Source organism: Bradyrhizobium iriomotense, assembly GCF_018130765.1.
GTDB classification, from domain to species: Bacteria; Pseudomonadota; Alphaproteobacteria; order Rhizobiales; family Xanthobacteraceae; genus Bradyrhizobium; species Bradyrhizobium iriomotense_A.
Map to the genome: position 1 here is coordinate 39,938 of NZ_JAFCJZ010000010.1, position 20,349 is coordinate 60,286.

Annotated in this window: 18 protein-coding genes; 11 read left to right on the forward strand and 7 right to left on the reverse strand. The window is 64.7% G+C overall.

The features are described 5' to 3' along the window. Positions 1-146: 146 nt before the first annotated feature. From rbfA to pnp, 4 genes are all read left to right on the forward strand, one after another. Entirely contained in the window at positions 147-578 is a 432-nt protein-coding gene (gene rbfA, locus JQ635_RS18355) for a 30S ribosome-binding factor RbfA (protein ID WP_211403429.1), read from the forward strand. After that, positions 575-1,693, forward strand: a complete 1,119-nt coding sequence (gene truB, locus JQ635_RS18360) for a tRNA pseudouridine(55) synthase TruB (protein ID WP_211411242.1) — start codon at positions 575-577, stop codon at positions 1,691-1,693. The genes rbfA and truB overlap by 4 nt, the downstream gene beginning before the upstream one ends. Before the next feature lie 2 nt (positions 1,694-1,695). Further along, on the forward strand, positions 1,696-1,965 hold the full coding sequence (rpsO, locus tag JQ635_RS18365) for a 30S ribosomal protein S15 (RefSeq protein ID WP_008540131.1): 270 nt from the start codon (positions 1,696-1,698) through the stop codon (positions 1,963-1,965). Positions 1,966-2,344: 379 nt separating this feature from the next. Then, entirely contained in the window at positions 2,345-4,507 is a 2,163-nt protein-coding gene (gene pnp / locus JQ635_RS18370; protein ID WP_211411243.1) for a polyribonucleotide nucleotidyltransferase, read from the forward strand. 231 nt (positions 4,508-4,738) lie between these two features. Here pnp and katG read toward each other — a convergent pair whose 3' ends face one another. Next, complete coding sequence (gene katG, locus JQ635_RS18375) at positions 4,739-6,898, reverse strand: catalase/peroxidase HPI (protein ID WP_211411244.1); 2,160 nt, start codon at positions 6,896-6,898, stop codon at positions 4,739-4,741. Positions 6,899-7,011: 113 nt separating this feature from the next. Here katG and JQ635_RS18380 point away from each other — a divergent pair, with 113 nt between their 5' ends. The 4 genes from JQ635_RS18380 (at position 7,012) to JQ635_RS18395 (ending at position 10,017) form a co-directional block, all read left to right on the forward strand. Then, positions 7,012-7,938 (forward strand): hydrogen peroxide-inducible genes activator, encoded by a 927-nt coding sequence (locus tag JQ635_RS18380; RefSeq protein ID WP_211411245.1) that lies wholly within the window; start codon positions 7,012-7,014, stop codon positions 7,936-7,938. 6 nt (positions 7,939-7,944) lie between these two features. Further along, a complete protein-coding gene (locus JQ635_RS18385; protein WP_211411246.1) occupies positions 7,945-8,397 on the forward strand; it encodes a GNAT family N-acetyltransferase in 453 nt (150 codons plus the stop codon). Positions 8,398-8,612: 215 nt separating this feature from the next. Further along, positions 8,613-9,320, forward strand: coding sequence for a hypothetical protein (locus tag JQ635_RS18390; RefSeq protein ID WP_349631869.1), 708 nt, complete (start codon positions 8,613-8,615; stop codon positions 9,318-9,320). Positions 9,321-9,420: 100 nt separating this feature from the next. Continuing rightward, complete coding sequence (locus JQ635_RS18395) at positions 9,421-10,017, forward strand: glutathione S-transferase family protein (protein ID WP_211411248.1); 597 nt, start codon at positions 9,421-9,423, stop codon at positions 10,015-10,017. Between the two features lie 62 nt (positions 10,018-10,079). Here the strand turns inward: JQ635_RS18395 and JQ635_RS18400 are convergent, their stop codons facing one another. The 4 genes from JQ635_RS18400 to fabA form a co-directional block, all read right to left on the reverse strand. Further along, positions 10,080-12,065, reverse strand: coding sequence for an autotransporter outer membrane beta-barrel domain-containing protein (locus JQ635_RS18400; RefSeq protein ID WP_349631870.1), 1,986 nt, complete (start codon positions 12,063-12,065; stop codon positions 10,080-10,082). Positions 12,066-12,313: 248 nt separating this feature from the next. Next, entirely contained in the window at positions 12,314-13,114 is an 801-nt protein-coding gene (gene fabI, locus JQ635_RS18405) for an enoyl-ACP reductase FabI (protein ID WP_211411249.1), read from the reverse strand. Between the two features lie 101 nt (positions 13,115-13,215). Next, positions 13,216-14,439 carry a beta-ketoacyl-ACP synthase I gene (fabB, locus tag JQ635_RS18410; RefSeq protein WP_211411250.1) on the reverse strand — a complete coding sequence of 408 codons (1,224 nt, stop codon included), beginning with the start codon at positions 14,437-14,439 and terminating at the stop codon, positions 13,216-13,218. Between the two features lie 41 nt (positions 14,440-14,480). Next, a complete protein-coding gene (gene fabA / locus JQ635_RS18415; RefSeq protein ID WP_211411422.1) occupies positions 14,481-15,002 on the reverse strand; it encodes a bifunctional 3-hydroxydecanoyl-ACP dehydratase/trans-2-decenoyl-ACP isomerase in 522 nt (173 codons plus the stop codon). A 352-nt stretch (positions 15,003-15,354) separates the two neighbouring features. Between fabA and irrA the strand changes: the two genes are divergently transcribed. After that, the gene (irrA, locus tag JQ635_RS18420; RefSeq protein ID WP_027546833.1) at positions 15,355-15,846 is read left to right on the forward strand and encodes an iron response transcriptional regulator IrrA; all 492 of its coding nucleotides are present in this window, start codon (positions 15,355-15,357) and stop codon (positions 15,844-15,846) included. 176 nt (positions 15,847-16,022) lie between these two features. Here the strand turns inward: irrA and JQ635_RS18425 are convergent, their stop codons facing one another. After that, entirely contained in the window at positions 16,023-16,553 is a 531-nt protein-coding gene (locus JQ635_RS18425; RefSeq protein ID WP_211411251.1) for an SH3 domain-containing protein, read from the reverse strand. A gap of 328 nt (positions 16,554-16,881) precedes the next feature. Here JQ635_RS18425 and JQ635_RS18430 point away from each other — a divergent pair, with 328 nt between their 5' ends. Continuing rightward, entirely contained in the window at positions 16,882-17,883 is a 1,002-nt protein-coding gene (locus JQ635_RS18430; RefSeq protein WP_211411252.1) for a 2-hydroxyacid dehydrogenase, read from the forward strand. Between the two features lie 11 nt (positions 17,884-17,894). Here JQ635_RS18430 and JQ635_RS18435 read toward each other — a convergent pair whose 3' ends face one another. Then, positions 17,895-18,698, reverse strand: coding sequence for a HesA/MoeB/ThiF family protein (locus JQ635_RS18435; RefSeq protein ID WP_211411253.1), 804 nt, complete (start codon positions 18,696-18,698; stop codon positions 17,895-17,897). Positions 18,699-18,789: 91 nt separating this feature from the next. Between JQ635_RS18435 and JQ635_RS18440 the strand changes: the two genes are divergently transcribed. Further along, positions 18,790-20,151, forward strand: coding sequence for a serine protease (locus JQ635_RS18440; protein WP_211411254.1), 1,362 nt, complete (start codon positions 18,790-18,792; stop codon positions 20,149-20,151). The last annotated feature ends 198 nt before the right edge of the window (positions 20,152-20,349 follow it).

Here is a 20,349-nt window from a genome sequence, read left to right on the forward strand (position 1 = left end):
TACCGAAGCGTTCGGATCTTTTTGAGCTGAAATTGCGGGAGTGCGATGGCCGGATTTTTCCGGCCATCCACGCCTCATTCGTTTCAACAGGACAAATGACAATGCTCGTGTCCCAAACGCGGGCACGACGAGGTGATATTCGAACTATGCCCCGCCACCACCAGAAGAAAAGTTCCGCGCCCGGCGGCTCGCAGCGTCAGTTGCGCGTCGGCGAGCAGGTTCGCCATGCGATGGCCGAGATTCTGGCGCAAGGGAACGTGCACGATGCGGATCTCGAAGGCCACATCATCACCGTGCCGGAGGTACGGATGTCGCCCGACCTGAAGCTCGCAACAATCTACGTGATGCCGCTCGGTGGCCGCGACACCGAGATCGTTATCGCTGCGCTCGAGCGCAACAAGAAATTCCTGCGCGGCGAAGTCGCGCGGCGCGTTAACCTGAAATTTGCACCTGACATTCGCTTCCGCGTCGACGAACGATTCGACGAAGCGGAACGGATCGAGAAGCTTTTGCGAACACCTGCGGTGCAAAAGGATTTGGAACAGGATCCGGATTCGGATCGGGAAGAAGAGCAATGACGATGGACCCGGCTCACGGCACGATCGACGGCAACGACGCCGCTCAGCGCGATGTGCAGAAAAATAATTTTGCGGAGATGGACGGCAATTCCCAGCCGCATCAGGAGCCCCGCCGCGTCAACAACGATCCGCGCGCCAAGCAGCAGAAGGGCAACCAGCCTCGCCGCGACCGCCGCGACGTCCATGGCTGGGTCGTGCTCGACAAGCCGATCGGCATGACCTCGACGCAGGCCGTTGCCGTGCTCAAGCGCCTGTTCAACGCCAAGCGCGCGGGACACGCCGGCACGCTCGACCCGCTCGCCTCCGGCGGCCTGCCGATCGCGCTCGGGGAGGCCACCAAGACGGTTCCCTTTGTGATGGACGGCCGCAAGCGCTACCAGTTCACCGTGTGCTGGGGCGAGGAGCGCGACACCGACGATATCGAGGGCCGGGTGACCGCGACCTCCGACCAGCGCCCGACCCGGGAGGCCATCCTGGCCCTGCTGCCCCGCTTCACCGGGGTGATCGAGCAGATCCCGCCGCGCTATTCCGCCATCAAGGTCCAGGGCGAGCGCGCCTATGACCTCGCCCGCGATGGCGAGGTCGTGGAGCTGGCCCCCCGCCCGGTCGAGATTCACCATTTAACCCTTATAGATCAACCAGATAATAACCGGGCCGTGTTCGAGGCCGAGTGCGGCAAGGGCACCTATGTCCGCGCGCTCGCCCGCGATATGGGCCGGATTCTCGGCACTTATGGCCATATCTGCGCGCTCCGGCGGACCCTGGTCGGCCCATTTGGCGAAAACGACATGATTCCGCTGGATCAGTTGGAGGCTTTGTGCGATAGAGCCGCGTCCGGCGAGGGCAGCCTCGCCGACGCGCTTTTGCCCGTTGAGACCGCGCTGGACGACATCCCGGCACTGGCCGTCACTCGGGCTGATGCGGCAAGGCTCCATAGGGGCCAAGCCGTTTTGTTGCGCGGACGGGATGCGCCCACTTGTAGCGGCACAGTCTATGTCACGGTGGCAGGCCGTCTTTTGGCGCTTGCCGAAGTTGGCAATGGCGAAATCATCCCCAAGCGTGTGTTCAACCTGACCGGCCTGACTGCCAGCCCCGGTCGCAACGAGAGAAATTGACGATGTCGATTGCCGCAGAACGCAAAGCGGAAGTCATCAAGACGAATGCCACCAAGGCCGGCGACACCGGCTCGCCCGAGGTTCAGGTCGCGATCCTGTCGGAACGCATCAACAACCTCACCAACCATTTCAAGACCCACGTGAAGGACAACCATTCGCGTCGCGGCCTCTTGAAGCTGGTCTCGACCCGCCGCTCGCTCCTCGACTACCTGAAGAAGAAGGACGAGGCGCGCTACAAGGCGCTGCTCGAGAAGCACAACATTCGTCGCTAACAGTTCTTGCGCGCGCCAGTGGCGCGCGTTTTTGCGCGTGGTTTCGAGCGAAAGCGCTTATTTTAAGGTTTTTGATCGAGGCTCACGCGTACGTCCGGTGCGGGCCGATGATGCTTCGCATCCGGGGGCATGACCAGCGAAGACCGCGGTTCGGTGTTCGCGTTCGTGCCGACTGACAGCCCAGCAGCAATCCGGCGGCTGGGCACAACGGGCAAGGCGCCCGTATGACCCGAAAGGATGGACGCCATCCGACATCCAAAAACCATGGCAGGATCGCAGGACGCTGATCATCCGCTCCGATCAGCGTCCCGCAATCTTGCGCATGGTTTTTGTTTTTCGAAGCGTCCCTTCTTTCGAGAACCCATGAAAGAAGACCTCTATGTTCACTAAGCATTCAGTCGAGATCGACTGGGGCGGACGCCCTCTCAAGCTCGAAACCGGCAAGATCGCCCGTCAGGCCGACGGCGCCGTCATCGCCACCTATGGCGAGACCGTGGTGCTCGCCACCGTCGTCGCCGCGAAGGCGCCGCGCGAAGGCGTCGACTTCCTGCCGCTGACCGTCGACTACCAGGAGAAGACCTACGCCGCAGGCCGCATTCCCGGCGGCTATTTCAAGCGCGAGGGCCGTCCGACCGAGAAGGAGACGCTGGTCTCCCGCCTGATCGACCGTCCGATCCGTCCGCTGTTCGTCGACGGCTGGCGCAACGAGACCCAGGTGATCGCCACCGTGCTGTCGCACGACATGGAGAACGATCCTGACATCGTCGCGCTGGTGGCATCGTCGGCTGCGCTGACGCTCTCCGGCGCACCGTTCAAGGGCCCGATCGGCGCTGCGCGCGTCGGCTTCGCCAATGACGAGTTCATCCTCAACCCGACGCTCGACGAGATGGTCGACACCCAGCTCGACCTGGTCGTCGCCGGTACCGCCGACGCCGTGCTGATGGTGGAATCGGAAGCCAAGGAGCTGAACGAAGACATCATGCTCGGCGCCGTGATGTTCGGTCACCGCCACTTCCAGCCGGTGATCAACGCGATCATCGAGCTCGCCGAGAAGGCCGCCAAGGAGCCGCGCGAAGTCACCGTGATCGACAACGCCGCGCTCGAGAAGGAGATGCTCGGCCTCGTCGAGCAGGAGCTGCGCGCCGCCTACGCCATTCCGGTCAAGCAGGATCGCTATGCCGCGGTCGGCAAGGTCAAGGAAAAGGTGATCGCTCACTATTTCCCCGAAGGGCAGGAGCCGAAATACGACAAGCTCCGCGTCGCCGCCGTGTTCAAGGAGCTGGAAGCCAAGATCGTTCGCTGGAACATCCTGGACACCGGCAAGCGCATCGACGGCCGCGACGTCAAGACCGTCCGCAACATCGTCGCCGAAGTCGGCGTGCTGCCCCGCGCCCACGGCTCGGCGCTGTTCACCCGCGGCGAGACCCAGGCGATGGTCGTGACCACGCTCGGCACCGGCGAGGACGAGCAGTACATCGACGCGCTGTCGGGGACGTACAAGGAAACGTTCCTGCTGCACTACAACTTCCCTCCCTACTCGGTCGGTGAGACCGGCCGCCTCGGCGGCACCAAGCGCCGCGAGATCGGCCACGGCAAGCTGGCCTGGCGCGCGATCCACCCGGTGCTGCCGCCGCATCACGAGTTCCCCTACACGGTGCGCGTGGTCTCGGAGATCACCGAATCCAACGGCTCCTCGTCGATGGCTTCGGTCTGCGGCGCCTCGCTCGCGCTGATGGACGCCGGCGTGCCGATGAAGCGGCCGACCGCGGGCATCGCGATGGGCCTGATCCTCGAAGACAAGCGCTACGCGGTGCTCTCGGACATCCTCGGTGACGAGGATCATCTCGGCGACATGGACTTCAAGGTCGCGGGCACCGAGCAGGGCATCACCTCGCTCCAGATGGACATCAAGATTGAGGGCATCACCGAGGAGATCATGAAGGTCGCCCTCGGCCAGGCCAAGGAAGGCCGCATCCACATCCTCGGCGAGATGGCCAAGGCGCTCACCAACGCACGCGCAGAGCTCGGCGAATACGCGCCGCGCATCGAGACCTTCAAGATCCCGACCGACAAGATCCGCGAAGTGATCGGCACCGGCGGCAAGGTGATCCGCGAGATCGTCGAGAAGACCGGCGCCAAGGTCAACATCGAGGACGACGGCACCGTGAAGGTCGCCTCCTCCGACGGCGAGGCGATGAAGGCCGCGATCAAGTGGATCAAGTCGATCGCGTCCGAGCCGGAAGTCGGCCAGATCTATGACGGCACCGTCGTCAAGGTGATGGAGTTCGGCGCCTTCGTGAACTTCTTCGGCTCCAAGGACGGCCTCGTCCACATCAGCCAGCTCGCGGCGAGCCGCGTGCAGAAGACCTCCGACGTCGTCAAGGAAGGCGACAAGGTCAAGGTCAAGCTGCTCGGCTTCGACGACCGCGGCAAGACTCGCCTGTCGATGAAGGTGGTCGACCAGACCACCGGCGAAGACCTCGAGGCCAAGGACAAGGCCGCCGAGGGCGAGAAGGCTCCGCGCGAAGCGGCCGGCGAGTAAGTCTCGCTACACTGCCAGAAACACGAAAGGGCGGCCGAAAGGCCGCCCTTTTTGTTTTGTGCTCGCTCCGGGGAGTGCTGCGCTCCCTCTCCCGCTTGCGGGAGAGGGTCGGGGAGAGGGTGTTTCCGCGGAGAGACTCCCGACGAGGAGAGAGCCCCCACCCGCGCCTTCGGCGCGACCTCCCCCGCAAGCGGGAGAGGTTGTACCGAGCCCGAGGCGAGATCAGCTAGATCACGCCGCGATGTCGTAGCGGTCGAGGTTCATCACCTTGGTCCAGGCCTTGGCGAAGTCCTTGACGAACTTCTCCTTGGCGTCCGAGGTCGCATAGACCTCGGCGAAGGCGCGGAGCTGCGAGTGCGCGCCGAAGATGAGATCGGCGCGGGTGCCGGTCCACTTCACCGCGTTGGTCTTGCGGTCGCGTGCCTCGTAGCTGCCGTCGGCAACCGGCGTCCACTGCGCGCTCATGTCGAGCAGGTTGACGAAGAAGTCGTTGCTCAGCGTTCCCACCTTCGCGGTGAGCACGCCGTGCTTCGAACCGTTCGCATTGGCACCGAGCACACGCAGGCCGCCGACCAGCGCGGTCAATTCAGGCCCGGTGAGCTTGAGCAGCTGCGCGCGATCGACCAGGGCTTCTTCCTGCTGCAGGAACTGCTGCCGCTTGCCGACATAGTTGCGGAAGCCATCGGCCCGCGGCTCGAGCGGCGCGAAGGACTCCGCGTCGGTCTGCTCCTGCGAGGCGTCCATGCGGCCCGGCGTGAAGCCGACCTTGACGTCGACGCCGGCATCCTTGGCGGCCTTCTCGACCGCGGCGGTGCCGCCGAGCACGATCAGGTCCGCGAGCGAGACCTTCTTCGCACCGGTGCTGAACTCCTTCTGGATCGCTTCGAGCTTGCCGAGCACCTTGGAGAGCTGGGCCGGCTGGTTCACCTCCCAGTCCTTCTGCGGAGCAAGGCGGATGCGCGCGCCGTTGGCACCGCCGCGCTTGTCCGAACCGCGGAACGTCGAGGCCGACGCCCAGGCGGTCGAGACCAGCTCGGACACCGAGAGGCCCGAAGCCAGGATCTTGCTCTTCAGCGCCGCGATGTCCTGATCGCTGACCAGCTCGTGGTTCACGGCCGGGATCCGATCCTGCCAGATCAGCGCTTCCTTCGGCACCAGCGGGCCGAGATAACGCTGGATCGGACCCATGTCGCGGTGGGTCAGCTTGAACCAGGCGCGGGCGAAGGCGTCCGCGAACTGGGCCGGGTTCTCCAGGAAGCGGCGCGAGATCTTCTCGTAGGCCGGATCCATGCGCAGCGACAGGTCGGTCGTCAGCATGGTCGGCCGGTGCTTCTTCGACTTGTCGAACGCATCGGGAATGATCGCGTCGGCACCCTTGGCCGTCCACTGGTTCGCGCCGCCCGGGCTCTTCGTCAGCTCCCATTCGTACTTGAACAGGTTCTCGAAGAAGTTGTTGCTCCACTTCGTCGGCGTCGTCGTCCACGTCACCTCGAGACCGCTGGTGATGGCATCGCCCGCGAGACCCGAAGCGTGCTTGCTCTTCCAGCCGAGGCCCTGCTCTTCCAGCGCGCCTGCTTCCGGCTCCGCACCGACCAGCGACGGATCACCCGCGCCGTGGGTCTTGCCGAAGGTGTGGCCGCCGGCGATCAGCGCGACGGTCTCTTCGTCGTTCATCGCCATGCGGGCGAACGTCTCGCGGATGTCCTTGGCCGCGGCGACGGGATCCGGCTTGCCGTTCGGGCCTTCCGGGTTGACGTAGATGAGACCCATCTGCACGGCGCCGAGCGGCTCGGCGAGCTGGCGTTCGCCGCTGTAGCGCTCATCGCCGAGCCAGGTGCCTTCCGGACCCCAATAGAGCTCTTCCGGCTCCCAGACGTCGGCGCGGCCGCCGGCGAAACCGAAGGTCTTGAAGCCCATCGATTCCAGCGCGACGTTGCCGGCGAGCACCATCAAATCGGCCCAGGAAATCTTGCGGCCATACTTCTGCTTGATCGGCCAGAGCAGACGGCGCGCCTTGTCGAGGTTGGCGTTGTCGGGCCAGCTGTTCAGCGGCGCGAAGCGCTGCTGACCGGCACCGGCGCCGCCGCGGCCGTCGGTGATGCGGTAGGTGCCCGCGCTGTGCCAGGCCATGCGGATCATCAGGCCGCCATAGTGACCGAAGTCGGCCGGCCACCACTCCTGCGAATCCGTCATCAGGGCGGTCAGGTCCTTGATGACCCCGTTCAGGTCGAGCGACTTGAATTCCTTGGCGTAATCGAACTCCTTGCCCATCGGGTCAGACAGGTCGGAATTCTTGTGCAGCATCTCGATGCTGAGCTGGGTTGGCCACCAGTCGCGGTTCACGCGCGTGGGTTTTCCGCCCGAAAACGGGCACTTCGAAGTGTCGTTCATGATTACCTCCTCTGGTGGCGTCCGACGGCGCCTTTGACCAGGTAGAACTACTCTAAGCGGCGCCTCCTATCAGGGGAAGTTGACTTTAATGATCGCCGCGATAGGATTTTCTTATGATAAATCTGACGCTGCGCCAGCTCCGGTATTTCGACGCGCTGGCGCGCCACGGCCATTTCGGCCGTGCGGCCGAATCCTGCTCGATCTCGCAGCCAGCCCTGTCGATGCAGATCAAGGAACTGGAGGAGACGCTCGGCGGCCTGCTGCTGGAGCGCAGCGCACGGCAGGTCGCGCTGACCCGATTCGGCGAGGAACTCGCCCAGCGCGTCCGCGACATCCTGCGCTCGGTCGACGAACTCGGCGATTTCGCGCGCGCTTCGCAGGATCGCTTCGCCGGCCGCCTGCGCATCGGCATGATCCCGACCATCGCGCCGTACCTGCTGCCCAAGATCACCAAGAACCTCACGCGCATGCACCCGGAACTCGACATCCGCGTGCGCGAGACGATGACGCCCCGGCTGATCCAGGAACTGGTGGAGGGACGGCTCGACACCGCCATCGTCGCGCTGCCGGTGTCGGAGCCCTCGCTGACTGAGGTTGCGCTGTTCGAGGAAAAATTCCTGCTGGTGCGCCCCGGCGCGGACGAGGGAACGCCGGCACCCTCGCGCGAGATGATGCGGGAGATGCGGCTGCTGCTGCTCGAGGAGGGACACTGCTTCCGCGACCAGGCGCTGTCGTTCTGCAACATGCAATCGGCGCCGCCGCGCGAGATGCTTGACGCGAACTCACTGTCCACGCTGGTGCAGATGGTCAGCGCCGGCATCGGCGTGACGTTGATTCCGGAGATGGCGGTGCCGGTGGAGACGCGATCGGCCTCGGTCTCGCTGACGCGATTCCGCGACCCGCAGCCCTCGCGCACCATCGGCATGGTCTGGCGCAAGACCAGCCCGCTGGCGCGGCAGCTGCTGCAGATTTCCGAGGTGGTGTGCCTGTCGGCCGGCAAAGTGCGCGCACGGCAGCCCGTGCGCAGCCAGCGGGCTTGAGCTCTTATGCCGCAACCCATCATCCGCCCCGCCCGCACTGAGGAATATGACGAGATCGGCCGCGTCTGGATGGAGAGCTGGGTTTCAACCGGGCTTGCCGAGGCCAGCAACTTCCTGCTCGCGAACCTCAGGGCGCGCGTCCGGCGCGAGATCGAGGACGGCTGGAGCCTGTACGTCGCCGACGACAACGGCACCATCGCCGCGATGCTGGCGCTGCATCTGCCAGAATTCTATCTCGACCAGCTCTTTGTCGCGCCCGCCCATCAGGGCCGCTCGCTCGGCCGGCAATTGCTCGCCTTCGCGCGCACGCAAATGCCTGATGAGATCTACCTGCGCTGCGTACGCGAGAACGAAAAGGCCTGGCGCTGGTACGAGCGCGAAGGCTTTGTGTTCGAGAAGGAAGAGATCGCGACGGCGACGGGCTTCATGATGAAATGCTATCGGTGGAAGAGGCCGTAGGCGCCGGCGCAGCTTGCGGTTGTCACGATCCCAACCTAGTGTGGCGTGACCGATGACCTCCTGTCTCTGATCTCCCGGAATCCATGGTTCGAACTACTGTCTCGCTGATCGCGCTGTTGTCCCTTTTGACTTCGGCTGCCGCCCAAACCCCTCCCGCAACCGCCACGCCTCCGGCCTCAACCGCGACACCGGCGAAACCGGTTTCCAAGAAAGCGGTGCCGAAGGCCAAACCGGTTGCAAAGCAGCCGGTCGCGGTGGAGAGCGGCCCGTGTCGGCTTGGCGTGATCTCTGTGATCGGAGACCGCTACGCCGTGCAGAAATTTGGCCTCACGATTTTCGAGAATGAGGTGAACGAGGTCCCGATCGACTGGGGACTCGATGATCTCGTCTTTGCGCGCGTGCGCGCGGCAACAAACAACGATCCCGCGGTGCGCAGGATCACCTATCCCAAGGGCGTCTTCGACCCCTTCTATAATCCGAAAACGATCCTCATCCGAGATCCCGGAGAGCGTCTGCCGGTGATCGTGCGGAGCTTTACCGCGAATGCCAGTTGCGAGCGCTATCTTGTCGCGACGACTTTCAAGGCCGAGTTGCCGAATACGCACATGACGCTGAACGGAATCGGAACCTACAATCAGGGCCTCGGCGGTCTCCTCCGGCATTCTCATCTTTTCGCCAATGTTGCGATCACGCTGATCGACGGCCGAACCTATGAGGAGATCAAGCGCCCCTTTGTGAATTTCGGCGCGAACTTCGCTGCGAGTATGCGACTGACCGAAGACCCGCTCACCAAGCTCGACAACTCGCTGTTCCCTGAGCCACCCGCGGCAGCTTCAGCCAGCACGGCGCTGCGCGAGAGGACGCGGGCACTCGTCGCAGACAGGCTCGACCGGGGCTTGCCTGGCTATCTCAAAGAGGACTGAGCCGAAGTCAGAACTATCTGTATCGTCGCGCATTGCGATTCACTGCAGAGGCGTCATGAATCCGCCCTGGCTCACTTCGAGCCGATGAAAGGTCAACGCCATGATCAAGCTCTATTGGTCGCCCCGCTCGCGCTCGTTCACGACGCTCTGGCTGATGGAAGAGAGCGGCCTGCCCTATGAGCGCGTGCTGACCGACATCTCGACCGGCGCGCAGAAGGCGCCGGACTATCTCAAGATCAACCCGATGGGCAAGGTGCCGGCGCTCAGCGACGGCGATGCCGCGCTCGGCGAAGCCGCGGCCATCTGCGCCTACATCGCCGACCGCTATCCCGAGACGAAGCTCGCGCCCTCCGTGACCGACCCGCGTCGCGCGCGCTATCTGCAATGGCTGTTCTTCTCGCCCAGCTGCATCGAGCCCGCCATCATCCAGATCTTCACCAAGATCGAGATCCCGACCTCGACCGCGGCCTGGGGCAGCGCGACGCAGGTGTTCGACGTGCTGGAGGCTGCGCTCGCCAAGGGGCCGTGGATACTCGGCGAGGAGTTTTCCGCCGCCGACGTCACGGTCGGCTCGGGCCTGAACTTTGCGGTGCGCCTGTTCAAGATGGTGCCGTCGCGGCCGGCCTTCGATGCCTATCTCGCGCGCTGCATGGCACGCCCGGCGTTCCAGCGCGCGGAGAAGATCGCGGCTGGCTAAAGCGTTTCAAGCGAAGCGGGCATCGGTTCGCGTCAAGAAAACGCGTCAAACAAGAATCCCGCCTACAGCCTGATCTTGAGGACGGCGAACCCGGACTGCTGCATCAGTCCGGAGGACGTCGCCGAGAGGCCATAGCGAAGGCCGAAATCGAAGCGATTGTTGTCGGCCGCGACGAGGCCGAGCGCGGTCGAGTAGATCCATGGCGACAGCGCAAGACCGTTGGTGACGAATGTATCGCCGCCGCCGGCAAACGCGGACTTGATCTGAAGGCCCTGGTTCAGCGCGTTGTAGCCGACACCGACCTCGCCGGTGAGATAGACCTCATTCGCGATCCTGTAGGCGCCCTTCAGTCCTGCCGTCAGCGCCAGTTCGCGATAGGTTTGCGAATCCACGTTGAGGCTGAAGCCGCCTGCACCGCCTTCCTGATAGGCGGGCGAACGAACCTGGCCATAGTCCAGCCGCAGCGACGGCGCGATCGCAAGCCCCGGCTCGATCGGGATCAGCTTGCGGATGCCGGCGCCCGCATGGCCGCTGTAGGAGCGATAGCCGGCGCCGGCCGTGCTGTTGATGAAGGTCAGCGAACGGCTTTCGCCATTGTCATTGAGCGCGCCATCGATCTGGCCGTCGACCTGGACGCCATGGCCGAGCACATAGGCGCCGTAGAGTCCCGCCTGATAGGAATCGATGGCGAGCCGGCTCGGGACAGCGTCATCGCTGCCGGTGATGGCTTGATGCGAATAGGCGAACACGCCGCCAAGCATCGCGCGCGGGGAGATCGTCGCGTCCGCACCGACGGCAATGCCGCCGCCGGTGGCGTTATAGCCGGGCACGCCGTCCACACTGCCCTGCCGGACACTGCCGCCGAGCGGCTTCATCCAGACATTCCGCTCGGCCGTGACGCCGGCGTTCAGCCCGAGCACGTCGTCCAGCCGGCCCGTCATCGCCTGCTGGAACACGCGCTGGGTGGAATAGGTCGCCTGCGATGCCGCGCCGGTGAGGACAGGCAAGGTCTGGTTGACGGCGTTGACGAGACCGGAGCCGCTGAGATTGTCGAGTACGGTGAAGCCGGTCGCCATGCTGCCGCTCCAGCCGAGCGATGTCGCAGACAAGCGATAGAGCATGCTGGCCGCGCCCAGGCCGGCGCGGCTGTTCTGCGCTTGCAGCGTCTCAGCGTAGGGGCGCACCAAAGAGAGGTAGGCGACGCCGCCGGTCGGGTTGCCCGAGAGATCGTAGGTACTGACCAGCATCTGCGCGCCCGACGCATCGCCGCTGGCTGCGCCATAGAGACTGCTGAGAGTACCCTTCGAGAGCGTGTTGAAGAGCACGTTGCCTTCAGGCGTCACCGAGCCCAGCAGCGTGAAGTTCGCGGCACCGCTTCCCGCGGGCGCGATGCCGGCGCCCCAGAAATAGCCGTTCTGGTAATTGGTGATGACGAAGCGGCCGGGCGCGGAGGTGCCGAACAGCGTGGAGCTGACGATCCGCCACGGCGTACCCGATGTCCACGCCCATTGCGGGACGGAGTTGGCGGGGACGGCCTGCGAGGCCGGCGGCGTGAACGTCGCGGGGTCATAGGGCAGCATGTAGGCCCAGTGCGTCACGAGCAGAGTGTCGCCCGTGATCATCTGCATTTCCATCGCGGTCACGCCGTTGATGGTTCGCATGTGGCCGAGGCCGACGGTCACCGCGCCGCCCGATGTCGGCGTGAACAGCATCGTGATCTGGCCCGCGGTCGTGACGAAGCCCTGGATGGTCGAGCTATCCGTCAGCAGCGCCGATCCCAGCTTGAGTTGGGCAACGCTCGTTCCCGTGAACGAGCCGTTGGTCGCGGTTGCGAGCGACCACAGCGTCTGGTCGCCGATCGGGATCGGATTGGAGAAGCCGGTCTTCGGCGCGGCGTAGGCCAGCAGCTGCGCCGTCGGCACGTACCAGTTCGTGTTGGAGAGGGTCGTATCCCAGATCGCCGACTGGGCCAGGGCATGCGAGCCGCCGCAAAGCAGCACGGCGCCCATGGCGGACGCCAGCGCAGCCGCGCGACACATCGCATGCACTCTCGACAAGATCGTTCCTCCCGAACCGCGGGATACGATCCTGCGGCGCCACCGGGGGGAGCAAACATGCTTCTAGTGCAGAGTCAGCCCCATGATCGTGGGGTGCCTGGGAAGGGCGCGGCCGCGGGCGCCTCAGGATCGAGATCTCGTAGGGTGGGCAAAGCGGAGCGTGCCCACGACCTGTGTCGCTACTGAAAAATGGTGGGCACGTCGCTTACGCTCCTTTGCCCACCCTGCGGCATCCTCGTCTAGTCCGGAGCCTTCAAATCATCCGGCCTCGGCATCAGGACGATGTTGTAGCCACTGTCGACATAGTGGATCTCGCCGGTCACACCACCTGAGAGATCCGACAGCAGATACAGCGCCGAGCCGCCGAGCTCGTCGAGCGTGACGCCGCGGCGGAGCGGCGCATGTTTCTGCATGTACGCGAACATCGCCCGCGCCTCGCCGATGCCGGAGCCCGCGAGCGTGCGGATGGGCCCCGCGGAGATCGCATTGACGCGGATGCCGCGCGGTCCGAAATCGGAGGCGAGGTAGCGCACCGAGGCTTCCAGCGCGGCCTTGGCAACGCCCATCACATTGTAGTTCGGCATCGCGCGCTCGGAGGCGCCGAAGGTCAGCGTGATCATGCTGCCGCCCTCCGTCATCAGCTCGGCGGCGCGCTTTGCCACTTCCGTGAACGAGAAGCAGGAGATCACCATGGTGCGCGAAAAGTTCTCGCGGCTGGTGTCGGCGTAGCGGCCCTTCAGCTCGTTCTTGTCAGCGAAGCCGATGGCGTGGATGACGAAATCGAGCTTGCCCCACTTTTCGCGCAGCACGGCGAAGGTGGCATCGACGCTGGCGATGTCCTCGACGTCGCAGGGCAGCACGAGATCGACGCCGAGCGATTCCGCCAGCGGCTTGACGCGCTTGCCCAGGGCTTCGCCCTGGAAGGTGAAGGCAAGCTCGGCGCCGTGGGCATGCAGCGTCTTCGCCATGCCCCAGGCGATCGAATGATCATTGGCGATGCCCATGATCAGACCGCGCTTGCCTTTCATCAAACCTTCCATTGCCTCGCGGCTCCTATCATTCCCACGTCATCGCCCGCGCATGCGGGCGATCCAGTATTCCAGAGACAGCAATTACAGGCCGAGAAGCCGCGGTGTGGGGCTCACACATCCAGCCGGCTGAACACCAGCGTGGCGTTGGTGCCGCCGAAGCCGAAGGAGTTCGACAGCACGGTGCCAACCTTCACGTTGTCGATGCGCTTGCGCACGATCGGCATGTCGGCAAAGACAGGGTCGAGTTCCTGGATGTGCGCGCTCTCGCAGATGAAGCCGTTGTTCATCATCAGCAGCGAGTAGATCGCCTCCTGCACGCCGGTGGCGCCCAGCGAATGGCCGGTCAGAGCCTTGGTGGCGGAGATCGGCGGACACTTCTCGCCGACGCCGAACACTCTTCGGATCGCCTCGATCTCCGGCGGATCGCCGGCCGGCGTCGAGGTCGCATGCGGATTGATGTAGTCGACCTTGGTCTTCACCGTCGACATCGCCATGCGCATGCAGCGCTCGGCGCCTTCGCCCGACGGTGCGACCATGTCGTGGCCGTCCGACGTCGCGCCATAGCCGACGATCTCGCCATAGATGCGCGCGCCGCGCGCCTTGGCATGCTCGAGCTCTTCCAGCACCAGCACGCCGGCGCCGCCGGCGATGACGAAGCCGTCGCGATTGACGTCGTAGGGACGCGACGCGGTGGCGGGCGTGTCGTTGTATTTCGAGGACATCGCGCCCATGGCGTCGAACAGCACCGACAGCGACCAGTCCAGCTCCTCGCAGCCGCCGGCGAAGATGACGTCCTGCTTGCCGATCTGGATCGTCTCATAGGCATTGCCGACGCAGTGGTTCGACGTCGCGCAGGCCGAGGAGATCGAATAGTTCACGCCCTTGATCTTGAACCAGGTCGCGAGCGTCGCGGAGGCCGTCGACGACATCGCCTTCGGCACCGCAAACGGTCCGACGCGCTTCGGCCCCTTGGTGCGGGTGATGTCGGCGGCTTCGACGATGGTACGCGCGGACGGACCGCCCGAACCCATGATGATGCCGGTGCGGATGTTGGAGACTTCGTCAGGCGACAGACCGGAATCCTGGATCGCCTGCTCCATCGCGATGTGATTCCACGCCGCGCCCTGACCGAGGAACCGCATGGCGCGGCGATCGACCACCGTCGAAGGATCGAGCGTCGGCTCACCTTGCACCTGCGAACGGAAGCCGAGCTCGGCATATTTCTCAGCCCGCGAAATGCCCGACTTCGCCTCGTGAAGGCTCGCAAGCACTTCCTGGGTGTTGTTTCCGATGGACGAAACGATGCCCATTCCGGTGACCACAACCCGCCTCATGACAGCCTCGCCTAAATCGTTGTCTTTCTTGGTGATGCGCCTCAGCCCAGGCTCGTGCCCTGCTTGAACAGGCCGACCTTCAGATCCTTGGCGCGATAGATAATCTGGTCATCGACCGAAAGCCACCCGTCGGCGATACCGAGCACCAGCTTTGAGCGCATCACGCGCTTCATGTCGACGTTGTACACAACCTTGCGGGCCTCGGGCAGCACCTGGCCACTGAACTTTAATTCGTTCAGGCCGAGCGCGCGACCACGACCTTCGCCGCCGATCCAGCCCAGATAGAAGCCGACCATTTGCCACAGCGCATCGAGGCCGAGGCAGCCCGGCATCACCGGGTCGTTCTTGAAATGGCAGCCGAAGAACCAGAGGTCCGGCTTCACGTCGAGCTCGGCGCGCACCACCCCCTTGCCGAACTCGCCGCCATTGTCGTTGATTTCCGTGATGCGGTCGAACATCAGCATCGGCGGCAGCGGCAGCTGGGCGTTGCCCGGGCCGAACATCTCGCCGCGGGCACACGCCAGCAAGTCTTCATATTCGTAACCGTTGCGCCTGTTCAGCATGCACGAGCCTCTGTTCAAATTCCGGTTGAGCGGCGTTCTTTGGCGAAAATGGGCCCCGTCTCGGTCGGAGAGCAACGCCAATGGCCGTCGTCAGGCGCAGCCCCCGCAAGCCCCGGATGGACGGCGGACCGAGCTTCCATGCCCGGTTGCGCCAAAATCGGCTAAGCGGAACCGCGGGCTCTCTAACACAGGCTATTTCGGTGGCAAAGCGCTCTCATGAAGGTAAAATGACGGGGTCCTCGCCCGGTTCCAGAGCTGATTAGAACCTCTCTAGTTGCGAGAAACTTGCATCTGCATCTTTCTGTTCTTATATTGCAGGGAGATATTGTTCACGCGTGCCCGAAATCTGGAAATGAGCGAGAATACCGCGCCCCATCACGACGACGACGTCCATGCCGCGGCCCTCCTGTCCGGCCGCCAGCCGGCCCTGACCGGCTGCCCCTGGCACGATGTCAACGAAATGCTCCAGTCTGCCGGGCTGCGTCCGACGCGCCAGCGGATGGCGCTCGGCTGGCTCCTGTTCGGCAAGGGTGCGCGCCACCTCACGGCTGAAATGCTGTACGAGGAAGCGACGCTCGCCAAGGTCCCGGTGTCGCTGGCAACCGTCTACAACACGCTGAACCAGCTCACCGACGCCGGCCTGCTCCGCCAGGTCAGTGTCGACGGCACCAAGACCTATTTCGATACCAACGTCACCACCCACCACCATTACTACCTCGAGAACAGCCATGAGCTGGTCGACATCGAGGATCCGCATCTGGCGCTGTCCAAGATGCCGGAGGTGCCCGAGGGTTACGAGATCTCGCGCATCGATATGGTCGTGCGCCTGCGCAAGAAGCGCTGAGATCGATCCAAATCTGCTGAATTCGTCGTCATGGCCGGGCTTGTCCCGGCCATTGCTATTTGCACTGTCATTCCGGGATGGTCCGAAGGACCAGACCTCAGATGCGCAATTGCGCATCGTGGAATCTCGAGATCCCGGGTCTGGCGCTTCGCGCCATCCCGGGATGACCCTTCGGGTCAATTCACCTGCTCGTCCGAATATACGCCCCAGAGGCGCTCCTGCTGGATCCAGCCGTCAAAACCGTTGCCGGTGACACGGCACCAGTTTGCAGTGCACTTCTTCACCTGGGTGACGACACCGGCCTGGAGCCTGGCCGCGACCGCGCTGTCGGGATCGGCCCGGTCATAGATCGGCGCGAGGTCGTCCTTGTGCTTCATGGTGACGACCGCAGTGCGGCGGCCCGACAGTAGCGAGTGATAGACCCAGCCCTCGGCGCCCTCGGAATCGCGCACCCGGCGCCAGTTCTCGAACTCGGCGGTAATTTCGACTGGCAGGCCGGCGCGGGTATAGACCCAGGCCACGTCATTGTCCTTGGTCGGGCCGCCGCGGACGTTGACGTGATCGGACTTGAGGCTGACATAGCGCGGCACGGGCAAGCCGCTGGCGGTCTGCGGGGTATTGTCCTTCGCCGAATGCGAGGGGCCGACCGAGGCGCTCAACCAGGTACAAACGAGCGCCATCACCGAACAAAAACGCCCCAACGCCATCAACCCGCCTCCTGTCGAGGACCCGGCCACGCCGACCCCTCACCCCAAACCGCAAAAACCCTGCCGCGTCAGTTCCTGACCCGCCCCACGCGGGTGTTCCGCCAAGCCTTAACCCGTGGTTCTTGTCTTGGCCCGGCCTTCTGCTAGAGAGGACGGACGCTTGAACAACCAGTTTGTCCCGATTTTCCAGCCTGGAAATGTCGGGAGAGCTTGAAGGAAACGCCGGGGACGACACGGCAAGGGCAGTGTCGAACAACCGGGTTAATGAGGCCTGAACGACCGGCCTTTGGCGACAGAGGCGGCGTGCGGCGCCTCATGAGAGCAGGACATGTCGGTGAAGAAAAAGCCCCTCGTCGTGGTGACGCGCAAGCTGCCGGATTCGATCGAGACGCGGATGCGCGAGCTGTTCGACGCGCGGATCAATCTCGACGACACGCCGATGTCGCCTGAGCAGATCGCGGAAGCCGCGCGCACCGCCGACGTGCTGGTTCCGACCGTGACCGACCACATCACCGCCGACGTCGTCAACCAGCCCGACTGCAAGCTGCGCCTGATCGCCAATTTCGGCAACGGCGTCGACAATATCGACGTCGAGGCCGCGCATGCCCGCGGCATCACCGTCACCAACACGCCAAAAGTTCTGACCGAAGACACCGCCGACATGACCATGGCGCTGATCCTGGCCGTGCCGCGTCGGATGATCGAAGGCGCCTCGATCCTGACCGAAGGAAAACCGTGGCCCGGCTGGTCGCCGACCTGGATGCTCGGCCACCGCATTGGGGGAAAACGTCTCGGCATCGTCGGCATGGGCCGCATCGGCCAGGCGGTAGCGCGCCGCGCCCGCGCCTTCGGCCTGCAAATCCACTATCACAACCGCCGTCCCGTGGCGCCGAAGATCGCCGAGGAGCTGGGCGCGACCTATTGGGAAAGCCTCGACCAGATGCTGGCGCGGATGGACATCATCTCGGTGAACTGTCCGCACACGCCGGCGACCTATCACCTGCTCTCGGCGCGGCGGCTGAAGCTAATCCGCAAGGACGCCTATATCGTCAACACCGCGCGCGGCGAGGTGACCGACGAGGACACGCTGATCAAGCTGATCGAAGGGGGCGAGATCGGCGGCGCCGCCCTCGACGTCTATGAGCACGAGCCCGCGGTCAATCCGAAGCTGGTGCGGCTTGCGAAAGCCGGCAAGGTGATACTGATGCCGCATATGGGCTCGGCCACGATCGAAGGCCGCGTCGAGATGGGCGAGAAGGTGATCATCAACATCCGCACCTTCCTCGACGCCCACAAGCCGCCGGATCGCGTGCTGCCGAGCATGCTGTAGGGTGCCGCACGCTACTCGCGATGGATGCTTAGATCATCGAACACAGGCCCGTCGCCATTGAGCGGATTGGCTGGATCGCGCGCATAGCGCAGCGTCTCGAAGCGCATCGCGCGTGCATCGATCATCAGGAGGCGGCCGACCAGGCCGTCGCCGAAGCCGACGATCTCGCGGATCGCCTCCAGTGCCATCATCGAGCCGAGCACGCCGGCCAGCGCGCCCATGACGCCGGCCTCGGCGCAGGCCGGCACGGTGCCGGGCGGCGGCGCCTCCGGGAACAGGCAGCGATAGGTCGGATTGAACTCGCCCTGCTCATTCGTCTCGTGCGCGCGGATGGTGGTGAGCGAGCCGTCGAAAGTGCCGAGCGCCGCCGTGATCAGCGGGCGCTTGGCGAAGAAGCAGGCATCGGAGACGAGATAACGCGTCGAGAAATTGTCGGAGCCGTCGAGCACGAGGTCGTAATCGCCGATCAGGCAGAGCGCGTTGTCGGCGTTGAGCCAGGTGGCGTGGCCGACGAAACGGACATGCGGATTCAGCGCCGCGATGCGCTCGGCGGCGCTCTCGACCTTGTGCCGGCCGATGTCGGGCGTCGTGTGGATGACCTGGCGCTGCAGGTTGGACAGCGACACCACGTCGTCGTCGACCACGCCGAGCGTGCCGACGCCGGCGGCGGCCAGATACATCAGGGCGGGCGCGCCGAGCCCGCCGGCGCCAACCACCAGCACGGAGGCCCTTTTCAGCGCGGCCTGACCGGGACCACCGACATCGCGCAGCACGATATGGCGGGCATAGCGTTCGAGTTCGTCCGGGCTCAGCACCTTCTCTTACTCCTGAACCACCGCAACATTGTTCGCGACCAACGAGATGTGCTTGAATGGCATTGCGTTCAATGGGCTGGCTGGATTTGTCATGAGATCGATGCTTGCGGCAACAATGATGTTGGCGGCCGCCACAGGCGCGAACGCCCAGATGACGGCGCCGCAGGTCCCCGGCACCAAGCCGAAGCCGGTCCAGACCGTTCCGATCAAGCCGCCCGCACTGCAAACGGCGTCGGAAACCGCCGATGCCATGGCGCAGGCCGAGCGCCTGTCGCTGCAGTCCGACCTCGCCTGGGTCGGGGAATATAACGGCGCCATCACCGGCGATGTCAGCGAGCGCATGGTCAACGCCATCAAGGAGTACCAGAAGAAAAAGGGCGGCAAGCCGACCGGCGTGCTCAACCCGCAGGAACGCGCCGCGCTCGCCGAGACGGCGCGGCGGAAGCAGGACGGCGTCGGCTGGAAGATCGTGACCGAGATGACCAGCGGCGCGCGGCTCGGCATTCCCTCAAAGCTGGTGCCGCAGCAGGCGACCGACGCCAACGGCTCGAAATGGATCTCGCCGACCGGAACCGTGCAGGTGCTGCTGAGCCGCCGCAAGGAGGCGAACCCGACCACCGCAAAGCTCGCGGAGGCCGAGAAGAAGGAACCCGCCGGCCGCAAGGTCGACTACACCGTGGTGAAGCCCGACTTCTTCGTGCTGTCGGGCTTGCAGGGCCTGAAGAAGTTCTACGTGCGCGGCACCTTCAAAGGCGACGAGGTCCGCATCATGACGATCCTCTACGACCAGGCGATGGAGAATACGGTCGAGCCGGTCGTGATCGCGATGTCGAGCGCGTTCAATGCGTTTCCATCCACCCCGATGGCCGGACCGCCGCCGCGCAAGAATGTCGAATACGGCACCGGCATCGTCGTCAGCGATGACGGCGCGATTCTGGCCGACCGCCTCGTCACCGACAGCTGCCTGGCGATCACCATCGCGGGCTTCGGCAGCGCCGACCGCCTCGCCGAGGACAAGGAGCACGATCTCGCGCTGCTGCACATCTATGGCGCGCGGGGCCTGAAGCCGCTCGGCCTCACCAGTGGCGCAGCGAAGACGAGCGTCGATGTCATCGGCATCGCCGATCCGCAGAGCCAGGGCGGCGCGGCCGGCGTGTCGAGCGTCAAGGGCGCGCTGGCGCCGGTCACATCAAGCGATTCCGCGCTGTCGCCGCCACCGGCGGTCGGCTTCTCCGGTGGTCCCGCGATCGACGGCGACGGCAAGTTCGCCGGCGTCGCGCTGCTGAAGCCGGCGATGGTCGCGGGGCCCGCGACGTCGGTGCCGGCGTCACAGGCGGTGATGGTCTCCGCGGAGACGGCGCGCGATTTCCTGAAAGCGAATGGCGTGATCGCGAACGGCACATCGGCGGACGCGAAAGCCGCCGTCGTGCGCGTGATCTGCGTGCGGAAGTAGCGATCAGCGAGGATAGCGCTTCTCTCGTGTCCCGGACGCGGAGCGGCATGAAATGCCGCTCCGCCGAGCCGGGACCCATGCATCCGCAAATTCGGTGCAAGTAGCTCTCTGGGCCCCGGCTCTGCAGCGCATCACCATAGCGCGTCGAAGACGCGCGTGAACGCGCTTATGGTGCTGCGCCGCGTCCGGGGCACGAGA